This window comes from Streptomyces sp. ALB3, assembly GCF_044385685.1.
In the GTDB taxonomy this organism is placed as follows: domain Bacteria; phylum Actinomycetota; class Actinomycetes; order Streptomycetales; family Streptomycetaceae; genus Streptomyces.
In genome coordinates this window covers 59,563-77,805 of the sequence record NZ_JBISCE010000004.1, presented here as the reverse complement: position 1 = coordinate 77,805, position 18,243 = coordinate 59,563, and the positions used below count along the sequence as shown (strand labels likewise).

Here is an 18,243-nt window from a genome sequence, read left to right as displayed (position 1 = left end):
CCTCAGCCGCGGGGCGCGCGGGCCAGCTGGCGGGACTGGGCGACGAGGCGGTCCGCGCTGTCCCAGACCTCCGCGTCCTCCTCCAGGAAGCCGCCCGCGAGGTTGCGGGTGGTGATGGAGACGCGCAGCGGCCCGGGGGCGGGGCGGCAGCGGATGTGGGTGGTCAGCTCGATGGTGGGCGTCCAGCCCTTCAGGCCCAGCTCGAAGGAGGTCGGGGGCAGGGCGTCCACGGTGAGCAGCAGGGAGAGCGGGTCGGCGTCACGGCCGTCCGCCAGCCCGAACCAGCCCCGCATCTCGCCCCTGCCCGACGGTGCGCCGACGGCCCAGCCGACCGTCGCCGGGTCGAGCTTGACGTCGAGCCGTTCGGTGATGGCCGAGCTGCCGGGGATCGGCGCCGTGCCGTCGCTCGCCCCGAGGCACTGCGCCAGGGGCGGCATGACCGGCGGACGGGCCGACGTACGGATCTCGTCGGTCAGGCCGCCGAGATCACCGTAGGTGGCCAGCACCCGGATGCGTTCGATCTCCGTGCCGTCCTCCGCGAACTGGAAGAGCGAGGCCTCGCCGGTGGAGAGGGTGCGGCCGGCGCGGACGACCTGGGTGCGGATCACCGCGGGTCCCGGGACGGACGCCGTGAGGTAGTGCGCGGAGACCGAGAAGGGGTCGGAGTGCGGGAGCGCCTCGCCGAGTGCGCGGCCGAGCATGGCCAGCAGGTAACCACCGTTGACCGCGTGGATGATCGTCCAGCCCGCGGAGAGTTCCGCGTCGTAGACGCCCTCCTCCCGGAGGGTCACGGCGGTGTCGCGGTCGAACTCGCTGTCACCGATGGTCGCCTGTACGTCGCGCGACTCCTGCGCTGCTGCCTGTGCCATGGCATGCACCGTACACCGATCGTATTACTGAGCGGTAGCTTTTTCGCCCGCACGGTTGTCGTCAGATGACGGCCGGGGTCTCCTCCGCCGTGGCCGAACGCCTGTTGTAGGCACGCGGCGCCCTCCAGTGGAAGCGCATGGCGAACAGCCGCAGGACGAACGCGGTGATCGCGGCGGCGCCGCTGGTGTAGGCGTTGAGGGCCTCGAAACGGATGCAGAGGACCACCATGACCGCTCCGACGATCGCGGGCACGGCGTAGAGGTCGCGGTCCCAGCGCAGCAGGGACGGCACCTCGTTGGCCAGGACGTCGCGGAGCACGCCGCCGCCGACCGCGGTGGCCAGGCCGAGCGCGGCGGACGCGGTGAGGCCGAGGCCGTACTCGTACGCCTTGATCGTGCCGGCCACGCAGAAGAGCCCCAGTCCCGCCGCGTCGAAGACGTTGACCCCGGCCTGGATCCGCTCCACGTGCGGGTGCAGGAAGAAGACCAGGCCGGCGGCGATCAGCGGGGTCACGAAGTAGCCGAGGTCCGTGAAGGCCGCGGGAGGCAGCGCGCCGATCATCACGTCACGGAAGATCCCCCCGCCCAGCGCCGTCACCTCGGCGAGGACCGCGATGCCGAAGACATCGAAGTTCTTGCGTACGGCGAGCAGCGCGCCCGAGATCGCGAAGACGAAGATCCCGACGATGTCGAGCGCATGCTGGACGGAGGGGGTGAAGAGTTCGTTGAGCACCGGGCAATTGTGCCGGTACTACTCCTTCCCCTTGTCCTCCGCACCCGTGGACGGTGCGGGGGAACCCTTGCCGTCGCTGTCGGGGGCGGGCCCGGCAGACTTCTCCGGCCCCTCCGGTGCGGCGGCCGGCTCGGAAACCTTCCCCGCGACCGGTGCGGCGGCCGGCTCGGAAACCTTCTCCGCCTCCGACGCGGCGGCCGGCTCCGCGGTGCCCGCGGACTTCACGGTGATCACGTCCGCCACGAGCGGCGCGTCCCCAGGCGCCTGGTCCTCGCCGTTCTCCGGGTGGTGGCACGCCACCTGGTGCCCGGTCTTCAGCTGGAGCAGCGGCGGCTCGGTGGTCTTGCAGATCTGCGTCGCCTTCCAGCACCGGGTGTGGAAGCGGCAGCCGCTCGGCGGCGAGATCGGCGACGGCACGTCGCCCTTGAGCAGGATGCGCTCGCTCTTGGCCCCGCGCCGGCGCGGGTCCGGCACCGGCACCGCGGACATCAGCGCGTTCGTGTACGGGTGCATCGGAGCCGTGTACAGCGACGTGCGGTCCGCCAGCTCGACGATCTTGCCGAGGTACATGACCGCGATCCGGTCCGAGACGTGACGGATGACCGACAGGTCGTGCGCGATGATCATGTAGGTGAGCCCGAGCTCCTCCTGGAGGTCGTCCAGCAGGTTCACCACCTGGGCCTGGATCGACACGTCCAGCGCCGAGACCGGCTCGTCCGCGACGACCAGCTTCGGCTTCAGCGCGAGCGCCCGGGCGATGCCGATGCGCTGGCGCTGGCCCCCGGAGAACTCGTGCGGATAGCGGTTGTAGTGCTCGGGGTTGAGCCCCACCAGTTCCAGCAGCCGCTGGACCTCCGCCTTCACACCCCCCTCGGGCTTGACGCCCTGGAGCCGGAAGGGGGTCCCGACGATCCCGCCGACCGTGTGGCGCGGGTTCAGCGAGCCGTAGGGGTCCTGGAAGATCATCTGGATGTCGCGGCGCATCGGCCGCAACCGCCCCGCGGACATGTGGGTGATGTCGCGGCCCTGGAACTCGATCTTGCCGCCGGTCGGCTCCAGCAGCCGGGTCACCAGCCGGCCCATGGTCGACTTGCCGCAGCCCGACTCCCCGACGACACCCAGGGTCTCACCGGGGCGTACGTCGAAGGTCAGCCCGTCCACGGCCTGGACCGCCCCGACCTTGCGCTTCAGCACGCCCTTGGTGATCGGGAAGTGCTTGACCAGACCCTCGACCTTGAGGAGCGGCTCGGAACCGGACCCGTCCGACCCGGCCGCGGCGGGCGCGGGAGTCTTCTTGTTCAGATCAGTCACAGCTTCGGCGCAATCTCTTCGGTCCAGATCCGGTCGCGCTGCTCACGCGACATGTGGCACGCGGAGTAGTGCCCGTCGCTGACCTGCTGCAGCTCCGGGCGCTCGGTGCGGGTGATGTTGTCCGGCGGGACGTCGGCGTACGGGCAGCGCGGGTGGAAGGCGCAGCCCGACGGGACGTTGATGAGGCTGGGCGGCGAGCCCTTGACGGGGATGAGCCGCTCCGTCTGCTCCCGGTCGATGCGCGGCATCGAGCCGAGCAGGCCCCAGGTGTAGGGGTGCTGGGGCTCGTAGAACACCTTCTCGGCGCTGCCGCGCTCGATGCAGCGCCCCGCGTACATGACGAGCAGGTTGTCGGCGATCTCGGCCACGACACCGAGGTCGTGGGTGATCATGACGACCGCGGAGCCGAACTCCTTCTGCAGATCGCGGATCAGGTCGAGGATCTGCGCCTGGACGGTGACGTCGAGGGCGGTCGTCGGCTCGTCAGCGATGAGCAGCTGCGGGTTGTTGACCAGGGCCATCGCGATCATCGCGCGCTGGCGCATACCGCCGGAGAACTGGTGCGGGTAGTCCTCGTACCGGCGGTGCGGCTCGGGGATACCGACACGGTCGAGCATCTCGATGGCACGCTTCTTCGCGGCCTTCTTGTCGACCTTGTTGTGGACCCGGTGGGCCTCCACGATCTGCGCGCCGATGCTGTAGTACGGGTGCAGGGCGGACAGCGGGTCCTGGAAGATCATGGCCATCTTCTGGCCGCAGAGCCGGCGTACGCGCTCGGGTCCGGCGCTGATGAGTTCCTCGCCGTCGAGCCAGATCTCACCGCCGATGCGGGCACGCTCCGAGGTGTGCAGGCCCATGATCCCCAGCGAGGTCACGGACTTGCCGGAGCCGGACTCGCCGACGATGCCGAGGGTCTGGCCCGCCTTCAGGTCGAAGCTGACGCCGTCGACGGACTTGACCAGGCCGTCGTCGGTGTCGAAGTGGACACTGAGGTTGCGGACGGACAGGAATTCCTTGCCGTCGCCGGAGCGGGGCGCCGGAACGGCCTCCGCCGCCGGGGAGTCCTTCTTGGTCGCGTCGCTCATGAGAGCCTCACCCGGGGGTCGATCGCGGCGTACACGAGGTCCACCAGCAGGTTGCAGATGACGATGAAGAAGGCGGCGACCAGGGTCACGCCCATCACCTTGGGCAGGTCGGCCGTGGTCACGCCCTGGATGGCGAAGGCACCCAGCCCCTGGAAGGAGAAGACCCGTTCGGTGATGACCGCGCCGCCGAGCAGGAGCGCGAAGTCCATGCCGAAGATGGTGACGAGCGGGGTGAGCGCCGAGCGGAGCCCGTGCTTGACGACCACCTTGCGTTCCTCGAGGCCCTTGGCCCGCGCGGTTCTGATGTAGTCCTCGCCCATCGTCTCCAGCATCCCGGCCCGGGTGAGCCGGGCGTAGAGCGCGGAGTACAGCAGGGCGAGCGTGCACCAGGGCAGCACCAGACTGCCCGCCCACTCGAGCGGACTGTCGGCGAACGGGACGTACTCCCCGTTGCCGAACAGCGCCAGCACGACGAGACCGGTGAAGAACATCGGCAGGGAGACGCCGGCGAGGGCGACGCCCATGGAGAGGCGGTCGAAGAACGAGCCGCGCTTCAGAGCGGACAGGACACCGATCGCGACACCGGAGACGACCCAGATGACCGCGGCACCGACGGCCAGCGACAGCGTGACCGGTACACGGTCGACGAGCTGGGGCCAGATCTCGGTGTGGGTCTTGAAGGAGTAGCCGAAGCACGGGGCGTTGCAGGTGACCGGGTCGGGGCCGAACTGGTATTCGGCGCCGACGACGATGCCCTTGATGAAGTTCCAGTACTGCATGTAGAGGGGCTGGTCGAGCCCCAGGTTCTTCTTGACCGCGGCGATGACGTCGGGGTCGGGGCTCTTCCCGACGTACTGGGCGGCCATCGAGTCGAGGGTCTGCCCGCCGAGACGGGGCACCAGGAAGAAGATCGCGAACGTGACTGCGCTGACCACCAGCAGCAGCAACACCGCGGCGAATACGCGTCGGATGATGTACGCAGCCACAGCCGTGCGGCGCCGGGCGGGCGGACGGGGTACGCCCGCCGGCCCGGCGCCTTCACCTGCCTTTCAGGGGATGCTGTCGATGAACAGGTGTTACTTGGTGGACGTCATCAGCACGTAGTCGTACATGCCGAGGTACGCGTCCGTGACCGTGACGTTCGCCGCGGAGTCCGGGCGGTAGAGCAGGTTCTTGCGGTAGACGAGCGGAACGAGGGAGGCGTTCTCCATGACCTTCTGGTCGACCTCGCCCCACGCGGCGTTGCGCGCCGTGGTGTCCACCGTGCCGATGCCCTTGACGAGGGCCTCGTTGACGGCCTTGTCGTTCAGCTCCATCAGGTTCGTGCCACCGGACGGCTTGATGGCCGAGCCGTTCACGATCTGGTCCAGGAAGCCGAAGCCGGTCGGCCAGTCGGCGCCCCACTGCATCATCATCATGCCGGCGTTGTTCTTGTGGACCCACGCGGGGACGCCCGCGAAGTCCGTGAAGTACTTGTCCGACGGGAACTGCTTGATCTCGGCGGTGATGCCGATCGCCTTCAGGCTGCCCTGGAGCTGCGTGGCGGCAGTGATCTCGTCAGGACGGTCCGAGCGCGCCGTCAGCGTGGTCTTGAAGCCCTTGGGCTGACCGCACTTGGTCAGGTGCTCCTTCGCCTTGGCGATGTCGCCCTTGCTGCCCTCGGACGGGTACAGGTCGAACTTCTTGTAACCGGCGACGGTCGGCGGGATGACCGTGCTGGCCGGGTCGCCCTTGACCGAGCCGCCGATCGAGTCGATCAGGCTCTGCTTGTCGACCGCGTACTGCACGGCCTTGCGGCACTCGATGTTGTCGAACGGCTTCACGTTGACGTTCAGCGCCATGTACTGAAGGGCGCCGGCGTACGGGTTGTCCGTCTTGGCCTTCTCCGCCGCCTTGACGAGGACCTTGGGCTGCGTCTTGGACTGCAGACCCGTGCCCGCGACGTCAGCGGTGCTCACGTCGTTGAGCAGGTGGTCGTCGACCGTGGTGGGGTTGACGTTGAGCTTCAGCTCGATCTTGTCCGGCAGCGCCTTGCGGATCGGGTCCGTCTTCGGGTCCCACTCCGGGTTGCGGACGAGCGTCGCGCCCTTGCTCTCGTCGTACGCCGAGAACTTGTAGGGGCCGGACGAGACCATCTTCTGGACGTAGCTGGCACCCGTGTCGGCCTTCTGCGGGACCGGAGCGGTCTGCGAGAAGGCGGCGAGGTAGTCCATGTCCGCGAACGGCTTGTTCAGCTTGAAGACGATGGTGTGGTCGTCCGGGGTCTCGATGGACTTGAGGCCCCCGGCGGACTTGTCCTTGTACGGACCCTTGTACTTGTCGCCGCCCTCGAGGTAGGCCTTGAAGTACGTCGGGCCGTTGGACAGGGCCTCCGGCGCGAAGTTGGAGCGCTCGACGGCGTACTTGACGTCCTTCGAGGTGATCTCGGTGCCGTCCTCGAACTTCACGCCCTTGCGGATCGTGTAGGTCCAGGTCTTGGCGTCGGCGCTCGCCTTGCCGAGGCTGGTGGCCAGGTCGGGGACGACCTGGAGGCTCTCCTTGCCGGCGGCCGGCTTGAAGGTCACCAGGGAACGGGCGTACAGGCGGGAGAAGTTCTGCACCCAGCCGTAGTACGTGTTGCCCGGGTCGAGGGAGTCCGGGCCACTGGAGTGCTCGTACGTGACCGTCCCCCCCTTCTTGTCGGTCGCGTTGACGATGCTCGTCAGCGCGGCGTCCGTCTTGGCGTTGCCCCCACCGCCGTTGCTGTCACCGCCCTTGTCACTGCCACTGCAGGCCGACGCGCCGAGCGACACCGCTACGGCCACGGCTATGGCCGCTGCTGTCTTTCTGTTCTGCATGCTGAGGAAAGCCCCCTCGCTAGTCCGGTGCGGCACTGCCGCGATTACTTGCCACGAGGGTCGAGTGCGTCACGCAGCCCGTCCCCCAGCAGATTGAAGGCCAGCACGGTGATGAAGATCGCCATACCGGGGATGACCATGAACATCGGGTCCACCTCGTAGAGGTCGACCGCCTGCGTGAGCATGCCGCCCCAGGACGCCTGCGGAGGCGCGATGCCGACGCCGAGGAACGACAGGGAGGCCTCGAAGAGGATGTTCGTGGGGATCAGCAGCGTCGCGTACACGAGGATCGGCGCGATCAGGTTCGGCAGCAGCTCGCGGAACAGGATGAACGGGCCCCGGGCGCCGAGCGACCTGGCGGCCTCGACGAACTCGCGCTCGCGCAGTGACAGGGTCTGCGCGCGGACGATACGGCCGATGTAGGGCCAGCTGAAGAAGCCGATCACGAAGATCAGGACCGCGATCCGCAGCGTGAGCCCTTCCATCCCGAAGGCGTTGCCCTGGAGGGAGGCGGAGATGGAGATCGCGAAGAGCAGGAGCGGGAAGGCGAGGAAGGTGTCCATCAGCCGGCTGATGAAGCTGTCCACCCAGCCGCCGTAGAACCCGGCCACGACGCCCATGACGACGCCGATGACGACCGAGAGCAGCGTGGAGCCGACGGCGACGACGAGGGAGACCCAGGAGCCTTCCAGGATGCGCGCCAGGATGTCGCGCCCGGTCTGCGGCTCCACTCCGAGGGGGTGGTCCCAACTCATGCCGCCCAGGGCGCCCTTGGGCGCCAGCAGGACGGGGTCGACCAGGCTCTGGTTGAACGCGTTGGGGTCGAGCCCGAGCAGCGACTGCAGCGGCTTGGACAGTACGGCGGTGAGGATCAGCAGCACGACAACGATGCCACCGGCCATCGCGGCCTTGTCCCGCTTGAAGCGCGTCCAGGCGATGCGGCCGAGCGAACGGCCCTCGATCTCCTTGCGCCCGGCGCCTTCCAGCACCGTTTCGGGCCGCGCGTCCGCCCCGGTGGTCTCGATCGGTGCCGTCATTGCGCTGGAGACCCCTCTCGGCCGACGGTGGCCGGCCTGTGACCGCCGCTGTAGCGGCTCTAACAAAAAGTGACAGATGTGATCATGCCCTATCGAACTCGCCTGTTTGAAAAAGGGGTTCGCCGGGCATGGAGGACCTGCTGTGTGGAGTCTTCAACCACTTTGCGATCACCCGCCAGACCTGACGGGGAATGTTTGCATAAACGTGATGCTGCCAAGGGGCTTCCGCTATCCGGACAGCCGTGCTTTCTGAGCGGTGCCGATGGGTACCAACCGGCGATAAGGGACATGGCACGCACCTGCGCCGGAGTCGCCATCAATCGGCTCCCGGGCGGGCGCTCAGCTGACGCTCCGTCAGTATGCGCGCGGGACGGGGCCGGTCGCCGGGGGGTAGCCGTAGCCCGGTGCCGCGGGCGCGGGAGCGTGCGCCTCACGGTCGTAGAAGGGCCGCGAGTTGGCGTTCAGCCACATGGCGACGGGGTCGTACTCGTCGGACAGGGAGACCGTGGAGACGGGCAGCCCGTCGGGGACGACACCGATCGACTGCTGCATCATCGCGCGGACGGCGTCGACGGACGGCCGGCCCGTGTCGTAGAGGTCGAGTCCGATCGCGAGGTAGGGAACGCCGAGCGCCGGCTGCACCCAGGCGCGGCGCAACGCGCGGACGGCGGGGGTGCGGTGGGCGTTCTGCGACAGCAGGGCGTAGAACTGCGGGATCTCGACGGCGGGTTCGGTGAGCCGCAACGGCCCCGCGGGCATCCGGTCGAGGCCGGTGGCGATCCGGCGCAGGTCGAGCCAGGGGATGCCCACGCCACCACCGGGGGCGTGCGGGTTGAGCCAGATGCCCCAGCGGTCGGGGAAGAGGGCGCGGGCGATGTCGCGGCCCGTGGTCACCTCGTGGGCCCTGTTCCAGCCGCTGGCGGAGAGCTCCTGGGCAGAGGTCACGCAGGGGGCGTAACCCAGGCCGTCGACCTCCATGTTGCCGTACTGGGCGTCGGGAGAGCCCGCCGTGCCGTGCCAGAGCAGCATCCAGACCTGGCCCTCCGACAGGGACCGCAGGAGCGCCTCGTAGGTGTCGAGGCGCCCGGGGGTCACCTGGCGAAGTACGTGTTCGACCTCTGCCCGGACTCCCGGCTCCGCACGGGAAGGGGAGACCCCGCCGGCCGCCCCCATGCCTGACGCACTCACCCTGGGTCCCGCCCCTCTTCGATCCGCTGTTCCCGCATGCTCCACCGTGCTGCCGTGCCGCTCCCGGGCCCACGGGGCGGCCTCGTCATCCAACCAGCTTATGCGCAGGGCCCGACACCGGCCCGGCGCCACGTGGCAGCGGGGGCCCCGGTCTCAGTACCCGTCGCGCCGGTAGAACGGGCGCACCTTCTCCAGCATCCAGTCACCCACCGGGTCCTGTGCCACGTCGAGCAGGACGATGTTGACCGGCCAGGGCACCTGGACCCGGCCCAGCGCGCGTCCCAGGGCGTCCAGCGGGACGCTCTGCGCCGCGGCGTCCCACACGGCGAACTCGACGCCGACGAAGAGGACGGGGCTGTCGCCCTCGATGCTGGCCAGCGCCCGGCGCGCGGTGCTCACCACACCGGTCTCCTGGAATTCGGCGGACACCGCGGAGAGGAAGTCGACGGGATCCTCCTTCCAGTCCGGTTCGTACAGCCGCACCCGGCCGCCGCTCGCGGGGCCGTCCAGCGGAGTGCGGCCGGCCCGGCAGAGCTCGGCCACGGCGGGCGGGGGCAGGGGCACCCCGACGGCACCACCCGGGTTGACCGCCACGCCCAGCTGCGGGGGCAGTCCACGGGCGAACTCACGTGCGGGCGCCACCGTGAAGGAGAGGTGGGAGCCGACGCAGCTGAGGAACTGTGCCTCGGAGCTGAAGACGGGGACGTACGCGCCGCCGTCGATGTCGATCGTCGGCAGGTCGAGGTCGGCGCTGTCGGGCCCGCCACCGTTCGGCAGGGGCACCCACACCAGGCTGCGGCCGAGCACCTCGACCAGCCGGCCGCCGGCCCCGGGCACACCGAGCGAGGCGCTGAGCACTTCTTCGAGCTCGTTGGCCGGCCACCCCTGCGCCGGATGCGACGGGGCCTGGGCCTGGGCCGGAATGTCCACGGTGTCTGTATCCCTTTCTCGCCATGCCTGTGCGGCAGAAACCTTAGACCGGCTCGCGCCCCCGAGGCAGTGCCGCGGGCGGGAGCGGCGTCCGGACCCGCCGTACCGTCCAGATTCCGGACAGCCCCCGGGAGGCCCGCGAACTGTGCGTATGCGAACGGTGACCGCCTCCGGGGCGCGCCCGCACCGCCGTCGCGACGGCGGGGAACCGCCTCCCGCCGGAGGCGGCCCACCGGGCCTACTCCTGCGGCAGCCGCGCCTCCGGGAACGAGATCCGGCCGATCGCGGCCGCCGTCTCCCGGTCGAGCAGGACCGCCGAGGCGCAGCCCGGCGGCAGCAGGCCGCTCTCCGTGTCGCGCAGCAGCCGGGCGACCGCGCGCCGGTGCCGGGCGAACGCGTATCCGGAGACACCGCGCCCCCGCTCCCGCTGCCCCTGCCTGGCCACCCGGGGGGTGACGTCGAGCAGGACGAGATGCAGGGCGCTGCCCCGGCGCCCGGCCTCACGGGCCAGCCAGCGGCGCACCCAGGCCTGCGTGCCGCAGTCGTGGACGACGACGGATCCGCCCGATCTCAGAGCCCGCCACAGTCCGGCGTAGTGCGCGGCGCGCACCAGAGGGCGGTAGAGGGCGTACGGAAGTAACCGGGGCAGGGCGGCCGCCCAGCGGTCCCTCGTGTCCTGGGAGTCGATCGCGTGCTCCCGGACCGCCCGGCGGATCAGCGTCGACTTCCCACTGCCGGGCAGCCCCGAGACCACCACCACGTCACCCGCGGCGAAGTCGAGGCCGTCCGCCCCCCGGCCGCCCCCGCCTCGAAGATCACGCACCACCGGAGCGTGCCCGCCCGTCAGCTCCCGGGCGGGCACGCCCGGCTGCTGGGGCATCGCACCGCGCGCCGCCCCCGCGGTAGTCGCGTAGCGCTGCAACGTCATCGCCTTCCCCCTGCCGAGTCACCCACCGACCTGCTCAAGAAGTGTAAAGAAAAGGTAATGCGGCACAACTGCTTCCGTCCCCACGTGTCGGGACCGGTACGGGTCGGCACCGGGACACCCCACTCTCCCCCAATGCGTGCGATGATGACCCCGCCAACTGCATACAGGCCGTTCGAATCCGCGCGGGAGAGTCCCGGTCACCGTGTGCGCCGGGCGCCGAAGGAGCAAGTTCCTCCCTTGAATCTCTCAGGCCCCGTACCGCGTGGATGAGGCAGATCTGAAAAGCGGACCGCTGCGCGGTCCCACCCAAGGTGCAAGCCGACCCTGCCGGAGCTGATCCCGGCAGGACCCTTTCAGGGGCTCTCGGCGAACCTCTCAGGTTCCGATGACAGATGGGGAGGGAACCACACCCCCTGTCGTCATGCCCTGGAGCCATGTCCATGAGCACTGCCCCGAGCACCGCCCCCCGTCGCACCGCCCTCGACGCCCTGCACCGGTCGCTGGGCGCGACCATGACCGACTTCGCCGGCTGGGACATGCCGCTGCGGTACGCCAGCGAGCGCGACGAGCACAACGCGGTCCGCACCCGTGCCGGCCTGTTCGACCTCTCGCACATGGGCGAGATCACCGTCACCGGCCCGCAGGCGGCGGCCTTCCTGAGCTACGCGCTGGTCGGCGACATCGCCACCGTGGGGGTGGGCCGGGCCCGCTACACGATGATCGTCGCGGAGGACGGCGGCATCCTGGACGACCTGATCGTCTACCGCCTGGCGGACACGGAGTACATGGTCGTCGCCAACGCCGGCAACGCCCAGCTCGTCCTGGACACGCTCACCGGGCGCGCCGGGGACTTCGACACCGAGGTACGCGACGACCGCGACGCGTACGCCCTGCTCGCCGTCCAGGGCCCCGACTCCCCCGCCGTACTGAAGTCGGTCACGGACGCCGACCTGGACGGACTGAAGTACTACGCCGGACTCCCCGGAACGGTCGCCGGTGTCCCCGCGCTCATCGCCCGTACCGGCTACACCGGTGAGGACGGCTTCGAGCTCTTCGTGGCCCCCGCCCACGCCGAGCAGCTGTGGAAGGCGCTGACCGAGGCGGGCGCGCCGTACGGCCTCATCCCGTGCGGGCTCTCCTGCCGCGACACGCTCCGCCTGGAGGCGGGCATGCCGCTGTACGGACACGAGCTGACCACGGCGCTGACGCCTTTCGACGCGGGGCTGGGCAGGGTCGTGAAGTTCGGGAAGGAGGGCGACTTCGTCGGGCGCGAGGCGCTGTCCGCCGCGGCCGAGCGGGCCGAGCAGGCCCCGCCCCGCAAGCTGGTCGGCCTGGTCGCCGAGGGCCGCCGGGTGCCGCGCGCCGGTTACCCCGTCGTCGTCGGCGGGGAGGTCGTGGGCGAGGTCACCTCCGGTGCGCCGTCACCGACCCTGGGCAAGCCGATCGCCATGGCCTACGTGGACGCGGCGCACTCCGCGCCCGGCACCCAGGGCGTCGGGGTCGACATCCGGGGCACGCACGAGCCGTACGAGGTCGTGGCTCTTCCCTTCTACAAGCGCCGTAAGTGACGCTGCGCACCGCGCACGTGACGTATTCGTGTCTCACACCGTAAGACCACCGTTCACCACCACTCCCTCGCGTACAGGAGAATTCAGGTCATGAGCAACCCCCAGCAGCTGCGGTACAGCAAGGAGCACGAGTGGCTGTCGGCCCTCGAGGACGGCGTGGCCACGGTCGGTATCACCGAGTTCGCGGCGAACGCGCTCGGTGACGTCGTCTACGCCCAGCTCCCGGAGGTCGGTGACACGGTGACCGCGGGCGAGACCTGCGGTGAGCTGGAGTCGACCAAGTCGGTCAGCGACCTGTACTCGCCGGTGACCGGCGAGGTGACCGCGGCCAACCAGGACGTCGTGGACGACCCGTCGCTGGTGAACTCCGCTCCCTTCGAGGGCGGCTGGCTGTTCAAGGTGCGCGTCGCGGAGGAGCCGAAGGACCTTCTCTCCGCCGACGAGTACACCGCGTTCTCCGGCAACTGAGACCTTAGGGACCCACTGATGTCGCTTCTCAACTCCTCCCTCCACGAGCTGGACCCGGACGTCGCCGCCGCCGTCGACGCCGAGCTCCACCGCCAGCAGTCCACCCTCGAGATGATCGCCTCGGAGAACTTCGCTCCGGTCGCGGTCATGGAGGCGCAGGGCTCCGTCCTCACCAACAAGTACGCCGAGGGCTATCCCGGCCGCCGCTACTACGGCGGTTGCGAGCACGTCGACGTGGTCGAGCAGATCGCGATCGACCGCATCAAGGCGCTCTTCGGCGCCGAGGCCGCGAACGTCCAGCCGCACTCGGGCGCGCAGGCCAACGCCGCCGCCATGTTCGCGCTGCTGAAGCCGGGCGACACGATCATGGGTCTCAACCTGGCCCACGGCGGTCACCTGACCCACGGCATGAAGATCAACTTCTCCGGCAAGCTCTACGACGTGGTCCCCTACCACGTCGACGACACCGGTGTGGTGGACATGGCCGAGGTCGAGCGCCTCGCCAAGGAGTCGAAGCCGAAGCTCATCGTGGCCGGCTGGTCCGCCTACCCCCGTCAGCTGGACTTCGCCGCCTTCCGCCGCATCGCGGACGAGGTCGGCGCGTACCTGATGGTCGACATGGCCCACTTCGCGGGGCTGGTCGCCGCGGGCCTGCACCCCAACCCGGTGCCGCACGCCCACGTCGTCACGACCACCACGCACAAGACCCTCGGCGGTCCGCGCGGCGGCGTGATCCTGTCGACGCAGGAGCTCGCCAAGAAGATCAACTCGGCGGTCTTCCCCGGTCAGCAGGGCGGCCCGCTGGAGCACGTGATCGCGGCCAAGGCCGTCTCCTTCAAGGTCGCGGCGACCGACGAGTTCAAGGAGCGCCAGCAGCGCACCCTGGACGGCGCCCGCATCCTCGCCGAGCGTCTGGTGCAGCCGGACGTCACCGAGGTGGGCGTGTCCGTCCTCTCCGGCGGCACGGACGTCCACCTGGTCCTGGTCGACCTGCGCAACTCCGAGCTGGACGGCCAGCAGGCCGAGGACCGGCTCCACGAGCTGGGCATCACGGTCAACCGGAACGCCATCCCGAACGACCCGCGGCCCCCGATGGTCACCTCGGGTCTGCGCATCGGCACGCCCGCCCTGGCCACCCGCGGCTTCCAGGCGGAGGACTTCACCGAGGTCGCCGAGATCATCGCGGCCGCGCTGAAGCCCACGTACGACGCCGACGACCTCAAGGCCCGCGTGACCGCGCTGGCCGAGAAGTTCCCGCTGTACCCCGGCATCAAGTAGTCACCCGCAATTTGCACACAGGGTGGGGGCACCGCGCACACTGAACCCAGTGAGCCCGGTGCCCCCACCCCTTTGCCCCGCGCTCCCGGGCCCACCGGCCCGTCCCCGCACCACCCGGCGGACAACGACGTCCACCAACGCCTTAGGAGTACCCCCCGTGGCCCTCTCGGTCTTCGACCTCTTCTCTGTCGGCATCGGCCCGTCAAGCTCGCACACGGTCGGCCCGATGCGTGCGGCCCGCATGTTCGCCCGCCGGCTCAAGAACGAGGGCCTGCTGGCCCACACCGCCTCGATACGCGCCGAGCTGTACGGCTCCCTCGGTGCGACCGGCCACGGCCACGGCACCCCCAAGGCCGTCCTGCTGGGCCTGGAGGGCGAGTCGCCCCGCACGGTGGACGTCGAGGGCGCCGACGCCCGCGTGGAGGAGATCCGCGCATCGGGCCGCATCAATCTCCTCGGTATGCACGAGGTCCCCTTCGACGCCGACGAGCAGCTCGTCCTGCACCGCCGCAAGGCCCTGCCGTACCACGCCAACGGGATGACGGTCCTCGCGTACGACCGGGAGGGCTCGCCGCTCCTGGAGAAGACGTACTACTCGGTGGGCGGCGGCTTCGTCGTCGACGAGGACGCCGTGGCCGGCGAGAACCCGATCATCCCGGACGACACCGTCCTGAAGCATCCCTTCCGCACCGGCGACGAGCTGCTGAGGCTCACCCGGGAGACCGGCCTGTCCATCTCCTCGCTGATGCTGGAGAACGAGAAGGCCTGGCGGACCGAGGACGAGATCCGGGCCGGCCTGCTGGAGATCTGGCGGGTCATGCAGGCCTGCGTCACGCGCGGCATGTCCCGCGAGGGAATCCTGCCCGGCGGCCTGAAGGTCCGGCGCCGCGCGGCCAACTCGGCCAGGCAGCTGCGCGCGGAGGGCGACCCCCAGACGCTCGCCATGGAGTGGATCACCCTCTACGCCATGGCCGTCAACGAGGAGAACGCCGCCGGTGGGCGCGTCGTCACCGCCCCCACCAACGGTGCGGCGGGCATCATCCCCGCCGTCCTGCACTACTACATGAACTTCGCCGCGGGCAGTTGCACCGAGGCCGAGAAGGACGACGGTGTCGTCCGCTTCCTCCTGGCCGCAGGCGCCATCGGCATGCTCTTCAAGGAGAACGCCTCCATCTCCGGCGCCGAGGTCGGCTGCCAGGGCGAGGTCGGCTCCGCCTGCTCCATGGCCGCGGGCGCCCTCGCCGAGGTCCTGGGCGGCTCCCCCGAGCAGGTGGAGAACGCCGCGGAGATCGGTATGGAGCACAACCTGGGCCTGACCTGCGACCCCGTCGGCGGCCTGGTGCAGATCCCCTGCATCGAGCGCAACGGCATGGCGGCGGTCAAGGCCGTCACGGCGGCCAGGATGGCGCTGCGCGGCGACGGCACCCACAAGGTCTCCCTCGACAAGGTCATCAAGACGATGAAGGAGACGGGCGCGGACATGAGCGTCAAGTACAAGGAGACGGCGCGCGGCGGCCTCGCGGTGAACATCATCGAGTGCTGAGGCTCTAGGCCCTGACCAGCGCGTTCACGTCTTTCAGCGCTGTCAGGGCCTTCCCTGCTCACGGGGCGCCGGGTGCGCTCTCCGTCCGGGAGCGTGGTGGCCGGCACGAAGAGCCGGCCACACCCGGGGTCAGGCCTTGTTCTGCGAGGCCCAGAACTCGTCGAACGTGAGCTCACCGTCGCCGTTGCCGTCGTGGGCGTTGATGACGGCCTGGGCCACCGTCTCGGTGACGTAGGGGTCACCGAGCTGTGCCATCGCGCTCTTGTACTCGGCGGCCGTTATGCTGCCGTCGCTGTTCTGGTCGAAGCGCTCGAATGCCTTGCGTGCCGACTCGATGTCCGCCACTGTTCCGCCCCTTCGTTAAGCGTCGTTGACGGAGGTCAGATTATCCGGCACCCCGAGTGACGGTTCCGGCGGGCGACGGCGGGGACCGGCCCGGACGGTGCGGACGCAGGACGGCAGTTCCATCGTCCTCACCGCGCTCAGCCGGCGACAGCCGGTCCCGGTGAGGGGGAGGGTCTGCCCGGCGGTGGTGCCAGAGCGGTGAGCCCGGGGCCACTGCCAGGAAGTGATCAACGAATTACCGAGCGAAGTCGGTGCATACATGCAGAATGCCAGGTGCGTGACTCATCACACCTGCGATGCGCAAAGCAATTAGCATGATTTGACCGGTAGCGACCGATTGACGGCTTTGGCTCCCGGGGCGCCCGTCTGTCATAGTCGGAGGCACGACCTCCTCCGACCCGAGCCAGGTCCCACGTGCGGCCGTGGACACACCCCCCATTCCACGGCCCCCTCAGAGGCCCCCGACGCGCCACACCCAGGCCGCCCGGGGGCTTCTGTGTGTCACCGGTCGGCGGTGCGCATCTCGAACCAGGTGGTCTTCCCGCGCGGTAAGAGGTCCACACCCCACCTGTCGGAGAGCTTGTCGACCAGGAAGAGACCTCGCCCGCTGACATCCATCTCACCGACCGGCATCAGGCACGGCAGCCCGCGCGAGGGGTCACGCACCTCGATCCGCACCCACCCGCGGCGGCGCAGCATCCGCAGGCCGAAGACGCGCGCGCCGGTGTGCCGCACGGCGTTCCCCACGAGCTCGGAGACCAGCAGGACGCCGAACTCCGCAGTCTGCGGCGGAAGCTGCCACTGGCGCAGCATCACGCACGAGGTGATCCGGCGGGCCGTGGCCGCGGACTCCGGACGGGAGGGCAGCCGGACCTCCTCCTCCGTCGGATTTCCGAACAACTCCAGCGCCTTGAACGCCTGTTCGTCTTCGACGGCAGACATCCAGCGCGCCGCTGTCGCGCCGCTGCGCGGTCGCGGCTGTTCCACACCCTCGAGGCCCGCCATGCGCACCATCATGGCCGCACAGAACGCGCTCCGTGACCGTTCCGGCAGAATCCCTCTGCCGGAACCAGTCATTCCGGGCCGGTTCTCCGGCATATGCCAGGGGCAGAAAGAAGACCCCCGCAGCTATGCCCACCTGCGGCGACAGCGAGCGGCCGGGTCATCGCGCGAGCGGATCGGGCGCCGGGCCTTAAGGCTCTCTTAAGGTCCGGCACGACCGCCCGCACGGATGAACGTGCGCGCCTGTGTACGCACCTCACGCTCGGTCAGACGAACTCGGCCTTGCCCGGGCCCTCCTCCACGAAGCTGCGCATGCCCCGCTCCCGGTCCTCGGTGGCGAACAGCCCTGCGAACCAGGTGCGCTCGATCGTGAGCCCGGTGTCGATGTCCGTCTCCAGGCCCGCGTCCACGGACTCCTTGGCCGCCCGCAGCGCCAGAGCCGGCCCGCGAGCCAGCCGGGCGGCCCAGGCGTGCGCCTGCTCGTACACCTCGGCGGCGGGCACCACCCGGTCCACCAGGCCGATCGAGAGCGCTTCTGCGGCCTTCACCTGACGGCCCGTGAAGATCAGGTCTTTGGCCTTGGACGGGCCCACCAGGCGGGCCAGGCGCTGTGTGCCGCCGGCACCGGGGATCAGTCCCAGCAGGATCTCCGGCTGCCCGAGCTTCGCGTTGTCCGCGGCGATCCTGAAGTCGGCGCAGAGCGCCAGCTCGCAGCCTCCGCCCAGGGCGTAGCCGGTGACGGCCGCGACCACGGGCTTGGGGATGCGGGCCACCGCCGTGAAGGCCTCCTGCAGGGCCCGGGAGCGCAGGACCATGGCCGCGTGGTCCATCGCCTGCATCTCCTTGATGTCCGCGCCCGCCGCGAACACCTTCTCCCCGCCGTACAGGACCACCGCGCGCACGTCGTCGCGCCGGCCCGCCTCCTCGGCGAGTTCCCGCAGCCGGTCCTGGACGGCGACGTCCAGGGCGTTCATCGGCGGGCGGTCCAGCCGGATCGTGCCGACGCTGTCGCTTACTTCGAGGGTTACGGTCATGGGGAGCAGGTTAACCGCCGCTAACGCGGGCGGGCCCGGTGCCGTTGGTCACAGCACCGGGCCCGCCCCTTCCTGCCGGCGTGCCGG

Annotated in this window: 17 protein-coding genes and 1 riboswitch; of the genes, 4 read left to right on the top strand and 13 right to left on the bottom strand. The window is 69.9% G+C overall.

Annotated features, from left to right (window positions below):
* Window positions 1-2: 2 nt before the first annotated feature.
* The 10 genes from ACHFIV_RS05790 to ACHFIV_RS05745 form a co-directional block, all read right to left on the bottom strand.
* Window positions 3-869, bottom strand: coding sequence for a thioesterase family protein (locus ACHFIV_RS05790; protein ID WP_398964364.1), 867 nt, complete (start codon window positions 867-869; stop codon window positions 3-5).
* Between the two features lie 61 nt (window positions 870-930).
* Window positions 931-1,602, bottom strand: a complete 672-nt coding sequence (locus tag ACHFIV_RS05785) for a trimeric intracellular cation channel family protein (protein WP_398964362.1) — start codon at window positions 1,600-1,602, stop codon at window positions 931-933.
* An 18-nt stretch (window positions 1,603-1,620) separates the two neighbouring features.
* Window positions 1,621-2,913 (bottom strand): ABC transporter ATP-binding protein, encoded by a 1,293-nt coding sequence (locus tag ACHFIV_RS05780; protein WP_398964360.1) that lies wholly within the window; start codon window positions 2,911-2,913, stop codon window positions 1,621-1,623.
* Entirely contained in the window at window positions 2,910-3,998 is a 1,089-nt protein-coding gene (locus ACHFIV_RS05775) for an ABC transporter ATP-binding protein (RefSeq protein ID WP_398964358.1), read from the bottom strand. The genes ACHFIV_RS05780 and ACHFIV_RS05775 overlap by 4 nt, the downstream gene beginning before the upstream one ends.
* A complete protein-coding gene (locus ACHFIV_RS05770) occupies window positions 3,995-4,984 on the bottom strand; it encodes an ABC transporter permease (protein ID WP_398964357.1) in 990 nt (329 codons plus the stop codon). Before ACHFIV_RS05770 ends, ACHFIV_RS05775 begins: the two co-directional genes overlap by 4 nt.
* Before the next feature lie 90 nt (window positions 4,985-5,074).
* On the bottom strand, window positions 5,075-6,835 hold the full coding sequence (locus ACHFIV_RS05765) for an ABC transporter substrate-binding protein (protein WP_398964355.1): 1,761 nt from the start codon (window positions 6,833-6,835) through the stop codon (window positions 5,075-5,077).
* Between the two features lie 44 nt (window positions 6,836-6,879).
* Window positions 6,880-7,872, bottom strand: a complete 993-nt coding sequence (locus ACHFIV_RS05760; protein ID WP_398964353.1) for an ABC transporter permease — start codon at window positions 7,870-7,872, stop codon at window positions 6,880-6,882.
* Window positions 7,873-8,226: 354 nt separating this feature from the next.
* A complete protein-coding gene (locus ACHFIV_RS05755) occupies window positions 8,227-9,060 on the bottom strand; it encodes an enhanced serine sensitivity protein SseB C-terminal domain-containing protein (protein ID WP_398964352.1) in 834 nt (277 codons plus the stop codon).
* Between the two features lie 153 nt (window positions 9,061-9,213).
* Window positions 9,214-9,990 (bottom strand): enhanced serine sensitivity protein SseB, encoded by a 777-nt coding sequence (locus ACHFIV_RS05750; RefSeq protein WP_398964350.1) that lies wholly within the window; start codon window positions 9,988-9,990, stop codon window positions 9,214-9,216.
* Window positions 9,991-10,228: 238 nt separating this feature from the next.
* On the bottom strand, window positions 10,229-10,918 hold the full coding sequence (locus ACHFIV_RS05745) for an AAA family ATPase (protein ID WP_398964348.1): 690 nt from the start codon (window positions 10,916-10,918) through the stop codon (window positions 10,229-10,231).
* Between the two features lie 173 nt (window positions 10,919-11,091).
* Window positions 11,092-11,189: riboswitch (glycine riboswitch) on the top strand.
* Between the two features lie 169 nt (window positions 11,190-11,358).
* Here ACHFIV_RS05745 and gcvT point away from each other — a divergent pair.
* The 4 genes from gcvT (at window position 11,359) to ACHFIV_RS05725 (ending at window position 15,775) form a co-directional block, all read left to right on the top strand.
* A complete protein-coding gene (gene gcvT, locus ACHFIV_RS05740; protein WP_398964346.1) occupies window positions 11,359-12,486 on the top strand; it encodes a glycine cleavage system aminomethyltransferase GcvT in 1,128 nt (375 codons plus the stop codon).
* Between the two features lie 90 nt (window positions 12,487-12,576).
* Window positions 12,577-12,954 (top strand): glycine cleavage system protein GcvH, encoded by a 378-nt coding sequence (gene gcvH / locus ACHFIV_RS05735; protein WP_099174367.1) that lies wholly within the window; start codon window positions 12,577-12,579, stop codon window positions 12,952-12,954.
* Window positions 12,955-12,972: 18 nt separating this feature from the next.
* Entirely contained in the window at window positions 12,973-14,232 is a 1,260-nt protein-coding gene (gene glyA / locus ACHFIV_RS05730; RefSeq protein WP_398964345.1) for a serine hydroxymethyltransferase, read from the top strand.
* Between the two features lie 157 nt (window positions 14,233-14,389).
* Entirely contained in the window at window positions 14,390-15,775 is a 1,386-nt protein-coding gene (locus ACHFIV_RS05725; RefSeq protein ID WP_398964343.1) for an L-serine ammonia-lyase, read from the top strand.
* 129 nt (window positions 15,776-15,904) lie between these two features.
* Here ACHFIV_RS05725 and ACHFIV_RS05720 read toward each other — a convergent pair whose 3' ends face one another.
* From ACHFIV_RS05720 to ACHFIV_RS05710, 3 genes are all read right to left on the bottom strand, one after another.
* Window positions 15,905-16,120 carry an EF-hand domain-containing protein gene (locus tag ACHFIV_RS05720; protein ID WP_033298481.1) on the bottom strand — a complete coding sequence of 72 codons (216 nt, stop codon included), beginning with the start codon at window positions 16,118-16,120 and terminating at the stop codon, window positions 15,905-15,907.
* A gap of 501 nt (window positions 16,121-16,621) precedes the next feature.
* On the bottom strand, window positions 16,622-17,137 hold the full coding sequence (locus ACHFIV_RS05715; protein WP_398964341.1) for an ATP-binding protein: 516 nt from the start codon (window positions 17,135-17,137) through the stop codon (window positions 16,622-16,624).
* Between the two features lie 251 nt (window positions 17,138-17,388).
* Window positions 17,389-18,156: an enoyl-CoA hydratase/isomerase family protein gene (locus ACHFIV_RS05710; RefSeq protein WP_398964339.1), complete on the bottom strand. Its 768-nt coding sequence runs from the start codon at window positions 18,154-18,156 to the stop codon at window positions 17,389-17,391.
* Between the last annotated feature and the right edge of the window lie 87 nt (window positions 18,157-18,243).